The following is a 12,340-nucleotide window of genomic DNA, read 5'->3' on the forward strand; positions in this document are numbered from 1 at the left end:
CGGATTTCGCAGATGCAGATACGCGTTGTTCCGCTCCGTCTCGCTATTCCGATACGGAAGCCCGGCCAACTCGTTCCGCCCTACCTTGTTCAGCTTGCAACAAACATACGGCCTACCCCCGCAATTTCGGCAACGCCCTATGGCCCGCCGCCCTACCCCACAATCTTCCCAAGGCTAAAGCACTAGGCTACCAACAAAATAGGTATGCACTCCGTCCGCATCAGCCCAATCTCATCAAGCTGCAATATCCGCAACAAAAAAACGGGCCGCGAACAACGTGACTTGCGTCAACACTGTTTGCGACCCGCTATACGCCCGGGGCAGTTGTACTCTCTCCCTATTCCCTACACGCCGGGAGCGTATACCTTTAATGCGTCCTTCAGTTCCTTCCGGGCAATGTGAATCCGGTTTTTAACCGTGCCAATAGGAATCTGAAGCTTCTCGGCTATTTCCAAATATTTGTAGCCGATGTAATACATCATAAACGGGGTGCGGTAATCGGCCGGGAGGTTGCCGATAGCCTCATTAATATCCGTTACTACGAAATCCGAGCTGGCGCCGTTGTGCGTAATGTAGTTTTCGTCGGTGTTGAAATACTGAAAATACTCTGTGCTGTCAATATTGCTATTGCGCTTGGTAATCTTGTTGTAGTTGTTAATGAAGGTGTTGCGCATGATGGTGTACAACCATGCCTTCAGGTTGGTGCCCGCCTTGAACTTGTCCTTGTTCAGCAGCGCTTTTAGCAAAGTTTCTTGTACAAGATCTTTCGCATCGTCAGCGTCGCGGGTCAGGTTCATCGCCACGGGCTTTAGAGAGTAAGAAATCTTCTGTACTTGGTTGGTGAATTCCAAAGAGGTCATACTGTTTAGCTTTTCGTGGCAAAAAGTTAAACAAAGATACGGGAGAAATTAAAAGTTGTGCACAATTGATCAAAAATAATTTTGATTATTTCCAAACAACGCGCCTAACGGCATAGTAGGCGTACGAAGCTGTTGATTTTCAGATCGTCATCTGAACCCTTAAAAAGCGAAGGCCCTTCTTCTGCTGCCAGAAAAAGGGCCTATATGCAATCTGAGGGACGAAAAACGCCTTGTTAAAAAATTATGACTTCTGCGTAGCGCACTCAGTCAGCGGGCTTAGCTCAAGACTTCCGTAGGCTCTGGGTGTAAAGTCAGGGAGTTAGCCAAAGCCAGGAAATCGGTCATCAGGCGGAGTTGTACCGCGTTGCCGGGTAGTTGCAGGCACTCGCGCTGCACCAGCGGGCCATACAAAAACAAGGGCGTGTGCGGACTGATACGAGCCAACTCCTCTATGAAACCCTGTACCTGGTCGCGCTCCGGCACCGATGTGAGTACCGTACACAAGGCGTAGGGCTGATAAGCCTCACACACTGCTGCCAGTTCTTTCACGGGCAGGTTTTGGCCCAGATATAATACGTGGTGCTGCCGCGCCCGCAGTGCGTAGCTCATAAAAAGCAAGCCCAACTCGTGCAGCTCGCCCTGCGGTAAAAACAGCACCCAGCGCCGGGCCTCTGTCGGCGGCACGTAGGGTAGGGCATCAATAGCGGCCACCATTTTCTGCCGTATCAGGTTGGCTACCAGATGTTCCTGCGCCGGGTTGATGGTGCCTACCTGCCACATAATCCCTACCCGTCGCAGAAACGGATACAGGATATGAAGCATGGCTTCCTCGAAACCCAGGTGGTCGAGAGCGGCGGTTATTTGCAGTTGCAGTTGGGGCTCGTCCATGGCCACGGCAGCGGCCAGCAGGGCATTTACCTGCGGCACATGATCCTGGCCCTCTTCGCCGCATTGCATCACGGCCTGACATAACTCCTGCTCCGACAGTTGGGCCACGCGCGAAATGCGGTGCCCACGGTTGCACAGGGTAGCCACGTTCAGCAGGCGGCGTAAGTCGCTCTCGCAGTACGTACGGATGTTGGTAGAGGTGCGCACCGGCCGCAGGATACCGTAGCGCTGCTCCCACATCCGAATGGTGTGTGCTTTTATTCCGGAGAGATTCTCCAGGTCGCTGATTGAAAACTTTCCCACGGCTGTTTTTAATTAATAATTACGAATTAATAATTATTAATTTTTCTCTATTCTTTTATTGGCTTTACAACGCATTAACCTTGCACATCAGCAAAGGTTTTAATTAATAATTATTCATTATTAATTGTCTTTTTCCGCTGGCGCGCCATTTCCAAATATTTAGGCGATACCCACAGTAAACCAAATTCCACGGAGCCGTCGCGGCCAGTGGTTTTGTGGTGCATTTTGTGGGCCATATTCAAGGCCCGCAGGTAGGTGTTTTGTGATTTGCGCCAGAACCGCAGGCGGCCATGAATCAGTACATCGTGCACGAAAAAATAGACAGTACCGTAGGCGGCAATGCCTACCCCTACCCAAAACCACCAACGCTGGCCATTGTCGCCGGTGATGATGAGCGCAGCCGACAGGCCACCGTACAGCAGAAAGAACAGATCGTTGTGTTCGAAGGGGCGCGGACTAGGCCGCACGTGGTGCGAGCGGTGCAAAAACCACAGAGGACCGTGTTGCACGAATTTGTGCATGAACCACGCCCAAAATTCCATTCCCAGAAAAGTAGCCGTCGTTACGGCCACGGCTGCCAGCGTTGTCATGAGGTGGTAACTTGCTTTTGGGTTAATTGTTTCGACCCTAATTTTTAAGAAAACGCGAAATTTCTTTTTCACTCCCTACCTCTGTGCGAAACCTATATAAGCCCAAAGACAGTCTCGCACGGAGTTATGAAGAGTGAAAAAAGTTAAAATAACAGGGTAGCGGAGGAATGAATACTGGGCTCAGTATGCCAGTGTAAAACTAGAAATTAAAAACTCACATACCGAAAGCTTCCTTAATTCTCCCAGTTTATTTTCTCCCGATTTAAAAAAGCAGCAATGCCCCGGCGGCAGTCCAGGGAGCTGCGGGCTTCGGCGTTGAGTTGCGCCACGTAGCGCAGGCTGTCTTCCAAGGGCATTTCGGGGAGTCGGGCCAGCATTTCTTTGGTTACTTCCATGCTTTGCGCCGAGTTTTCGACGCACAGGCGACGGGCAAACTGCTGCACCTGCTCGTCTAGTTCCACTGCTGAGGTCAGGAAGTTGACCAACCCAAACTCCTGCGCCCGCGGGGCGGAAATCACGTCGCCTGTCAGCAGCAGTTGCTTGGCGCGGCTCTCGCCTACCTTGCGCAGTAGAAAGACGCTCACAATAGCTGGCAGAAAACCTATTTTCACCTCGGTGTAGCCAAGCTTGGCTTCGGGCACAGCAAAGGCAAAGTCGCAGACGGTCACCAAGCCACACCCACCGGCCAGCGCGTGGCCCTGCACCTGTGCAATGACTACTTTGTTGAGGGTATAGATCTGGTGGAACAGCTGCATGAGGTGGGTACTGTCGGCCAGATTATCCGTGTAGCCGAAGCCTTGCAACTCCTGGATGTAGGCTAGGTCGGCGCCGGCGCAGAACACGTTGCCTGCGGCCCGCAGCACAATCACTTTGCAGTTTTCGTCTTCCTCGGCGGTGTCAAAAGCCAGCTTCAGTTCGGTTACCATCTCAGCGCTGAGGGCGTTGCGCTTTTCGGGGCGGTTCAGGGTGATATAGCCAATGGCATCGCGGCACTCATACTGAATATAGCGCAGGGCTTCCAGCTCCTGGGTAAGTATATTGTCCATGGTCGGCAGGGCTAAACAGTGAACGAGCGGCCGACGACCTGGTACATAACAGGTTCGACTGCTCCGTGATACGCAGGGCAGTAAAACCAAACGTAACGAAAAGGAGGCAACAGTGAAACTATATAGCGCAAGTCATATAGCCTGGGTTGCGCCGCTGCCCGCCCCTACCCTTCAGCGAAGCCGAACCGTGTAGGCCCCTTGGGCCGTGACATCGTGCGGCCGAAAACCGGCGGCCCGCAGCACCGAATCCTGCCGCGCCACGTACCACGACCGGCACGACGAATCGAACACTACCTGCGCCTGCCGGCCAAACACAGCAGCCAGCACCTCAGGCGATACGCGGGCGTTGCGGCGCAGCACGACTACCTCTACCGGCTGCGGCTGGGTAGCGCTGCTCAACTTACCCGACACAAAGGCCAGGCGCACGCCCCGCCACACGCTGAGCACCAGATTTTTGTCGGCTTTTGCGGCCGGCACCGGTGCCCCACGCCAGCCGGGGTGATAGGCCACCCGCCGGGCTTCGCGCTGAATAATGCCAGGCACGATGCGGTAGGTACGCTCGGTTTCGGTGAGGGGTAGGGAATCGGGAGTGACGATGGTGGCCGCGGCGCCCTGCCAGAAGCCCACCGCCGAGCGGCGCGGAATGCTGTAGATAATCAGGCGCTCATCGGGGGCGAGCTGGTGGGCCGCCCACACGCAGTTGCCGGCAAACACGCCCAGTAAGGCGCAGGCAAGACCCAGCCAGGCCAGTCGGCGCGCCGCAAAAAAGACGAGCAGGGCCAGAATCACCGCAAAAATCAGCCAGGCTTGCAGTGCCGTGATGTGGATGCCTGCAATAAGGGCGCCGGGTAGGACGCGGCCAATCCAGAAGATATACTCGTTGAAAAACCAGATCATCCCCTCAAACAAGGCGGCTACAGCCCGCGGCGCCCATTCCAGCGCTGGCGCGGCGGCGGGTAGGGCCAGCGCCGCTAGGGTCGTCAGTCCCTTCACCACCAGCAGCACAATGCCCACGTACACCGCCCCCGAAGAGACGGGTACCGCAATTAGATTGGATAGCAGAAAGCTGAGTGGAAACTGATGAAAATAAAACAGGCCCAGCGGAAACGTAGCCACCTGCGCCGCCAGCGAAAGGGCTGTGGCCTGCCACGTAGCGTTAAGCAGCCAGCCGGCACCCCGCCATGCCTTTTGCTGCCACTGCGGCTGCCAGGGCCGCAGGCGGCTTAGGGCCCAGTCGCGCAAATCGAACCAACCGGCAATGCGCGGCTGCAAGTACACGATGCTGAGCACGGCCAGAAACGACAGCTGAAACCCCACGTCTACCAGCAGGTAGGGATTGTAGCAGAGCAGCACAAACGCTGCCAGCGCCAGCGTGTTGTACATACTGCTCTGCCGGTCCAAAGCCCGCGCTAGAATGATAAAGGAGAACATAACAGCCGCCCGCAGCACCGACGCCGACAGGCCCGTGAGGAAGGCGTAGCTCCAGATAACGGCCAGGCCCAACAGCGCCGTCACCAGCCGAAAAAGCGGCCCGCGCCTACCCGGCACCAGCGTCAGCACCCACGACACGGCTCCAAACAACAGCCCTACCTGCAAGCCCGACACGGCCATGATGTGCGTGGTGCCCGTGTTGGCGTAGGCTTGCTGAGTTTGCTGATCTACGTCGTCTTTGATGCCCAGCACTAGCGCCGCCGCCAAGGCGTACTCGCGCTTGCGGTGCACATACTGCTTGAATACGCCCTCGATGACACGGGCGGCGCGCAGGCTCACGGCCACCAGTACATTGGGTGGTGCCATGCCCGTTTTCAGGTATTGATCGGGGTGTACGAACTGCTGATGATACACCTGATGGTAGGCAAGGTAGCGGCGGTAGTCGAACTCGCCGGGATTGAGCGGGGCCTTGCTGGGTGCGGGTGCCCCGCGCACCAGCCACACGTCGCCGTAGCGCGGCAGGGCCACGTCCTTACCCTGCTCCGTGCGCGGAACCGACACCCGGATACCACCCGTAGCGGGCCGCCACTGCCCCGCCACCCGCACCGCCTGCACGCGCACGGTAGTAGCATAGGTAGCGGGCCGCACCACAGCAGGCTCATCCACCACAGCCCGATAAAACTCAATGTGGTTGCCGAAGCGGTAGAGGTGGTCGGTGCGGCGCGACTCGGTGGCGTGCTGCGTGAGTGTAAGGCCGGCCACGTACAGGACCACCAACGCCAACAAACCTGCTGCATCGGTAGGGCCAGGGGTAGGCTGGCGAGCTGCCCAAAGTTGAAACGAGATATAGCTGAAAATCAGCGTCAATAACATCCATTGCAACTCTGGCAGTACAGCGCCTGCATACAAGTACGTGAGAATACCAGCCGCCAACGCCAGCGTTAGGCGCACGAAGGCAACAGGAGCCCAATGCAACATATAACACTCAGGATAAGAGGAATAGAAAATCGATTACATAAGCCGACAGGACTCTAGCTGATTGTATAAAAAATATGCCATTCAAAAGCAGCGAGAAACCAAAGACAGCAGCAACGGCTGCAGCCTCAGATTCCTCGCTGCTTTTTGCACAAAATGCTCGGAAGGATACGCGGGGTTATTTCCGCAATTCCATCTTGTAGTGCTCGATATCGCACTCCGAGAACTGCTCACCTACCTTCTCAAACCCGTGCCGCTCGTAGAAGCGCACGGCCGGCAGCTGGGAGTGTAGGTAGACGGTGGCGTCGGGATGGGCTGCCTGCACATCGTGCAACACGGCGCGGAGCAAGGCCGCACCAGCTTCCTGGTTGCGGTAGCTGGCCAGCACGGCAAACCGCTCCAGCTTCACGCCTTTGTCAGTGGGGCGCCAGCGGGCGGCGCCGCAGGGCGTACCGTCGGCCGACGTGACCAGGTAGTGGGTAGCGTCGGAACGGTCGTGTTCGTCGTATTCAGCGTCGGGCGGCACACCCTGGCCCTGCACAAACACAATCTCGCGGATATGGAGGGCCGCGGCTATTTCTTCGGTGGTGGTGATTTGCTGAGCGGTCATAAGGAAGGTGGCGTTTAGCTGACTCAAATAGCTTCTTGGATAACAAAGAAAACTGAAAGCAAAGAAAAAGCAGCTTGCGACCTGCAAGCTGCTTTTCCTTGTGAAAAACACTACGTCTACCCGTTACTACAGCTGCTGCTCGTGGTTCACGGGTAGGTCCTGCATGCCGTCGTCCTCGGGGCGGGCGTCGGGGTGGCGGGCCGGGTCGGCGGTTTCCCGCGTGAAACGCGGGGCGCCGTTGCGAGGCGTATACTCGCGGGGTGGGCGGTTGGCCTGCTCGCGCTGCTGCTGCACGTCGAATTTGTCGTAGGCCTGCACGATTTCCTTCACCAGCTTGTGGCGCACCACATCGTCGGCACTCATCTCTACGAAACCGATGCCTTGCACCCCCTTCAGAATATCCAAAGCCTGCATCAGCCCCGATTTCTGCTTGGTAGGTAGGTCAATCTGGCTCCGGTCGCCGTTCACCATCACCTTGGCTGAAGGTCCCATGCGGGTCAGGAACATTTTCAACTGCGAAGGCGTCGTGTTCTGCGCCTCATCCAGCAGCACGAAGGCGTTGTTGAGCGTGCGGCCACGCATGTAGGCCAGCGGTGCAATTTCGATGATCTTGTTTTCTTGGTAGAACTTCAGCTTTTCAGGCGCAATCATGTCCTCTAGGGCATCGTAAATCGGGCGCAGGTAGGGGTCCACCTTTTCCTTCATATCGCCGGGTAGGAAGCCCAGGCTTTCGCCAGCCTCCACCACAGGGCGCGAGATGATGATCTTTTTGACCTCTTTGTTTTTGAGCGCCCGCACTGCCAACGCCACCGATACATAGGTTTTGCCCGTACCAGCCGGCCCCAGCGCAAAGGTCAGATCGTGCTTCATCACCGTGTCTACCAGCTTCTGCTGATTGGGCGTTTTGGCTTTGATCACGCCGCCTTTGGCCCCAAACACAATCACGTCGGCAATGGGCGCCGTGGCCATAATGCGCTCCTGCTGCTCGTCGTCTACGGCCCCAATATATTCACTCACCGTTCGGTCCGTAATCTGGCCGTATTGGTGGTAGTGCTCAATGAGTCCCGATAGGATTTCATTGATGCGGGTAATGACGGGCGTTTGGCCCTGAATCTTAATTTCATTGCCGCGGGAAATAATTTTACTACCTGGAAAGGCAGCCGCGAGTTGACGAATATTCTGGTTGTCGGCCCCCAGGAAATCAATCAGGGACACGTTTTCGAGCGTGATGACTTTCTCGACCAAATCAGGAATTTTTAGAGGGATGGGAATACATGAAAAGAAGTATCGGCTATCGGTTTCCACCGAAAAGGCCTACTTTTGCCGCCCCCGCAGGGGGTAAGCAATAGTACGAATAACTCAGGATTTCGGCATGGGGTTGATTACGTTTCTGTCTGACTTCGGCTACCGCGACCATTACGTGGCGGCCGTGAAGGCGCGGATGCTGCAACTTGCCCCCGCGCAGGCGGTGCTCGACATTAGCCACGCCATTGAACCCTTTAACATCGCGCACGCCGTTCACGTTCTCCAAGCGGTATTTCGTGACTTCCCACTGGGCACGGTTCACCTCATTGGCGTCAACGATTTGGGTAGTGCGCAGCCCGCCTGGCACGCTGCCAGCTACGAGGGGCACTATTTTGTAGTGGCCGACAACGGTATTTTGTCACTGCTCACGGAGGGCCGCCCCGAGGAAGTAGTGCGTCTGCAAGCCGCTCAGCCTACCCCCTCCCCCACTCGCGACATCCTGACGCCGGCGGCCGTGCATCTGGCCCAGGGCGGCCAACTCACCGACCTCGGCCTGGAAACCGCTACGTTCCGCTCTTTGGTAAACCGGCAGCTGCGTTTGCAGGACCACCGCATTACGGGGCATGTGGTCCACATCGACCACTATGGCAACCTCATCACCGACATCACGCGCACGGCCGTGGATGCTGTGGGGCACGGCCGGGCCGGCACCATCCACTTTGCCCGCGAGACGGTGCGAGAGCTACACCTGCACTACCAAGCCGCTCCGCCCGGCGACGTAGCATGCATTTTCAACAGTCAGGATCAGCTCTGCATCGGTATCAACCAAGGCAATGCCGCCGAATTGCTAGGCCTCCATTTTGACTCACAAATAGAGGTTCATTTTCCCACAGAAGCTTCTGTTCCAGAGCTAAAAGCCTAACTATTGGCTTTAAATCAACTTATTATACTTGTTTTTATATTATGTTAAACAGAAATGTAGTGCCATATCGTACTGCTTTTGTTTAATGAGACCTATTGTTTCCTACCTCTCCGAAACCCGTAGCGAGTAGGCTTGTTGCTTACTTTCACCCGGCACCGGCTGCTCGTATTTTTTCCTTATGACCACAGACTACTTCGAGTTTTATCATCTTCCCGAAAGCTTCCGTCCCAACGAGGCTGATATTAAGCGTCAGTACTACGCGCTCAGCCGCGAGTATCACCCCGATTTTCACGCCACAGCCCCACCCGAGCGTCAACAGGAGATCCTGCGCCTGGCTACTCTTAATACCAACGCCTACCGTACCCTCTCCGACCCTGATGCACGCATGGCGTACATTTTAGGCTGCTATGGCCTGCTAGAAGAGGGAAAACAAGAGCTTCCACCAGATTTTTTGATGGAAGTGATGGAGCTAAATGAACAGCTGATGGAGCTGGAATTTGACCCGGACCAAGCAGTAGTAGCGCGCGTAGAAAATGAGGTTAACGAATTGAGCGACACCTTAGAAGCTGGTATCGAACCTGTACTAGTTGGGTACGAACAGCTACCCACCGATACCCGCCCGCAAGCCCTACAGCAAATCCGCACATATTATTTGAAACGGCGCTACCTGTTGCGTATTCGAGAAAGTCTTGCTAAGTTTGCCACCCGTTCGTGAGTTACCGACCCGAACGGTTGTTCAGAAGCCCAGATGGCGGAATCGGTAGACGCGTTGGTCTCAAACACCAATACCGCAAGGTGTGCCGGTTCGACCCCGGCTCTGGGTACTAGGATACACTACGGAAGCCCCCGAAAAGTAGCTTTAAACATCGTTTAAGCCACTTTTCGGGGGTTTTTGCGTTCGGTGCGCAACGGGCCGAAAACCGATATACTACGGTTTTTACGCCCCCAAATGCGCCCCCAGCAACGCCCCCAGTATTCCTAACCTTTTTCACTTATGACCATTCAATTTGAGCGGCGGGCTGATCGGCCCGACTCGGCCGGGCGGTGCGTGATTCACCTGCGGGCCTACTTCGACGGACTACGGTTGCGCATGGCCACGGCGGAGCGGTGCCTGGCCTCGGAGTGGAACGAAAGCAAAGGGCGGTTCCGCAAGTCCTTTCCGGGCTACCAGGAGGCCAACGACAGCCTGGAGGCGCTGGCGGAGCGGATGGCCAAGGCTTACCGCGAACTGCGCACGGAGGGCATGGCCGCCACCCCTACCCTACTGAAGGCGGCGTTGCAGCCGAAGGTAGCAGTGACAGACCTACCGCCGGCCCCACTGCTGGTGGATCTGTTTGGGGAGTACATCGAGGTGCTGAGGGCGCGGGGGTTCCGGTTTCACACCCTCAAGGGTTACAAAACGGCCCACAACACGCTGATTGGGTTTGCGCAGGCGCGGCCCAAGCGGCTAACGGTGGCCGACTACGACGCGGCGATGCACGACGAATTGCTCGGGCACTTGAGGGACGTCCGCGGCGCGGCGCAAAATACGGTGGCCAGCCTAGTGAAGCAGCTGAAGCCCTTTCTGGCCTGGGCGCAGGAAAACCGAGGGCAGACGCTGGCCGTGAATCCGGCCAAGTTGCGCGTGGAGTGGGAAGATATGGACAAGGTGTGGCTGAGTGCCGCCGAGCTGACGCAGTTGGAAACCGCGTTATTACCCTCCAACCTAGTGAAGGTGCGCGACGCCTTTTTGTTCTGCTGCTACACGGGGCTGCGCTACTCCGACCTAACTAGCCTACACGCGGGCAACGTGAAGGAGTGGAACGGGGAGCGAGTGTTGAAGCTGACGCAGACGAAAACACGCACGGGCGTCAGCATCTACCTGAGTGCGCCGGCGGCGGCTATTTTGGACAAGTACGCCGGGACTCGGGAACGGCTACTTCCCTCGACGGCCAACCAGGTGATGAACCGCTACCTCAAGCAGATTTGTCGGCTGGCCGGGGTAGAGGAACTAGTGGAGGTAGTGGAAACCGTGGCGGGCCGGATCATGAAGCGGCCGGTGTCGAAGTGGGAGTTAGTGACGATGCACACGGCGCGGCACACCTTCGCCACGCAAAGCCTACTGCGTGGAATGCCGGTAGAGGTGCTGCAGAAGGTGCTGGGGCACTCCAAGATTCAGACAACCATGATTTACGCCAAGGTAGTCGAGGACTTGCAACACCAGACGATGCGGCGGATTTGGGACGGTGCGCCAGCCATGACAGCGGGCACCACGGCGAAAGAGGCGGTATGCATGGTAGAGCCAGCGGCGTAACTTGAGGTTTGTATCATTGTGGACAACAACCATCTATTTAGGCATGAACGATACGAATAAACAAGGAGAAGAACCACCGCAGCATGGCCTTACAATGGCTGATTTGGTAAACCTGCTTCGCCCGCTACTGCTACCTGCCAATAAGCTCACGCCCCGCGAAGCCCTTCAGTCGATAGACGGCTCGCAGTTCCGTTCACACTTTGGGGGAAGACCTTATTTTGAGGCGGGCGAAGACTGGCCAACAACGCAAGAAGGTCAGCCGCTTGACTTCATTTTGCAAATCGTGGCCAGCGAAGACGTAACGCTACCAGCCGGAATAGCAGTACTGCAGTTATTCTACAGTTGGGAGTCATTTGCGTGGGACACGGAAGCAGATGGCTGGTTAGTTAAAACATATGCCGCTGTTTCTGCGGAACAGGCACAAGTCATTGAGCGGCCAGCTTCATTGGACGAACCCATTTTTTGCGATATAGGCTTCACTCCCATCCAGTCGCTGCCTGATTGGGGAGGGTTGAACGAACTAGCTGCAGGTGCCGATGCTGTGGCGCTAGCGGAGACACTGAATGCAGTGGATCCCTGGGATGCATACGATGAGGCCGTCACGCAACTCTTGGGGGAAGGAGACTATCAGTCTATCCTGGGAGGGTATCCCCGTTGGCTGCAGGGGGCAGAAAATCCGGTTGATGCAATAGGCCACACCCTACCCCTGCTGTTTCAGCTTGATTCAGAACACGAGGCGGGCATCATGTGGGGCGATTCAGGGCTGGTGTACGTGTTCTACGACCCACAAAGACCGGGGTATTTCACGTTTGAGCTGCAGTGCGTGTGACCTCCGTTCAGAAATAATTACTACCGGCTGATTCGACAATTTCGATAGGCTCTTATCTTGCACGCCAACCACGAACTGGTACTGGTTTGAAAAAGCTGGGTCAAGCACTGCTTACTTCTCAATTCTGAAAAAATTAGCCGTGCAATTACCTGGCTTTTTCGCTGGCGCTGGTGGCTCGGCGGCTTGGTTGTACTGAAGCAGTAGCTCAGGGGTTAGAGCATGAAACAGCACTGGAATTACCTTGCCAGGTCAACTGGTGCTTACTTCTTGGATTTTAGGGTCGTTGGTTCGAATCCAACCTGCTTCACTTGATAGATTAGTTATGCTGGCTTTGCCAGTTTTATAAAT

The 12,340-nt window shown here is 56.0% G+C and carries 11 protein-coding genes and 2 tRNA genes; 6 read left to right on the forward strand and 7 right to left on the reverse strand.

The genetic code is table 11. From position 1 onward, the window contains the following. Positions 1 to 344: 344 nt before the first annotated feature. From KYK14_RS01705 to KYK14_RS01735, 7 genes are all read right to left on the reverse strand, one after another. Positions 345 to 860, reverse strand: coding sequence for a sigma-70 family RNA polymerase sigma factor (locus tag KYK14_RS01705; protein ID WP_185282819.1), 516 nt, complete (start codon positions 858 to 860; stop codon positions 345 to 347). A gap of 276 nt (positions 861 to 1,136) precedes the next feature. Then, positions 1,137 to 2,051, reverse strand: a complete 915-nt coding sequence (locus KYK14_RS01710) for a MerR family transcriptional regulator (RefSeq protein ID WP_208308019.1) — start codon at positions 2,049 to 2,051, stop codon at positions 1,137 to 1,139. A 110-nt stretch (positions 2,052 to 2,161) separates the two neighbouring features. Continuing rightward, positions 2,162 to 2,641 carry a sterol desaturase family protein gene (locus KYK14_RS01715; RefSeq protein WP_208308018.1) on the reverse strand — a complete coding sequence of 160 codons (480 nt, stop codon included), beginning with the start codon at positions 2,639 to 2,641 and terminating at the stop codon, positions 2,162 to 2,164. A gap of 233 nt (positions 2,642 to 2,874) precedes the next feature. Beyond that, entirely contained in the window at positions 2,875 to 3,687 is an 813-nt protein-coding gene (locus tag KYK14_RS01720; protein WP_219156424.1) for an enoyl-CoA hydratase/isomerase family protein, read from the reverse strand. A 171-nt stretch (positions 3,688 to 3,858) separates the two neighbouring features. Further along, positions 3,859 to 6,096 (reverse strand): ComEC/Rec2 family competence protein, encoded by a 2,238-nt coding sequence (locus KYK14_RS01725; protein WP_219156426.1) that lies wholly within the window; start codon positions 6,094 to 6,096, stop codon positions 3,859 to 3,861. A 175-nt stretch (positions 6,097 to 6,271) separates the two neighbouring features. Continuing rightward, on the reverse strand, positions 6,272 to 6,703 hold the full coding sequence (locus tag KYK14_RS01730; RefSeq protein WP_208308015.1) for a GNAT family N-acetyltransferase: 432 nt from the start codon (positions 6,701 to 6,703) through the stop codon (positions 6,272 to 6,274). Between the two features lie 126 nt (positions 6,704 to 6,829). Further along, positions 6,830 to 7,948 (reverse strand): PhoH family protein, encoded by a 1,119-nt coding sequence (locus KYK14_RS01735; protein WP_185282813.1) that lies wholly within the window; start codon positions 7,946 to 7,948, stop codon positions 6,830 to 6,832. Positions 7,949 to 8,075: 127 nt separating this feature from the next. On the opposite strand from KYK14_RS01735, the gene KYK14_RS01740 reads away from it, so the two are divergent. The 6 genes from KYK14_RS01740 (at position 8,076) to KYK14_RS01765 (ending at position 12,299) form a co-directional block, all read left to right on the forward strand. After that, complete coding sequence (locus KYK14_RS01740) at positions 8,076 to 8,870, forward strand: SAM hydrolase/SAM-dependent halogenase family protein (RefSeq protein ID WP_208308013.1); 795 nt, start codon at positions 8,076 to 8,078, stop codon at positions 8,868 to 8,870. 178 nt (positions 8,871 to 9,048) lie between these two features. Continuing rightward, positions 9,049 to 9,585, forward strand: coding sequence for an iron-sulfur cluster co-chaperone HscB C-terminal domain-containing protein (locus KYK14_RS01745; RefSeq protein ID WP_219156428.1), 537 nt, complete (start codon positions 9,049 to 9,051; stop codon positions 9,583 to 9,585). 27 nt (positions 9,586 to 9,612) lie between these two features. After that, positions 9,613 to 9,694 (forward strand) — tRNA-Leu (locus KYK14_RS01750). A gap of 170 nt (positions 9,695 to 9,864) precedes the next feature. Next, a complete protein-coding gene (locus KYK14_RS01755) occupies positions 9,865 to 11,163 on the forward strand; it encodes a site-specific integrase (protein ID WP_219156430.1) in 1,299 nt (432 codons plus the stop codon). 43 nt (positions 11,164 to 11,206) lie between these two features. After that, positions 11,207 to 11,992 (forward strand): DUF1963 domain-containing protein, encoded by a 786-nt coding sequence (locus KYK14_RS01760; RefSeq protein ID WP_219156432.1) that lies wholly within the window; start codon positions 11,207 to 11,209, stop codon positions 11,990 to 11,992. A gap of 194 nt (positions 11,993 to 12,186) precedes the next feature. Then, positions 12,187 to 12,299: transfer RNA gene (locus KYK14_RS01765), tRNA-OTHER, on the forward strand. The last annotated feature ends 41 nt before the right edge of the window (positions 12,300 to 12,340 follow it).

This window comes from Hymenobacter profundi (assembly GCF_019334315.1).
Taxonomy (GTDB): domain Bacteria; phylum Bacteroidota; class Bacteroidia; order Cytophagales; family Hymenobacteraceae; genus Hymenobacter; species Hymenobacter profundi.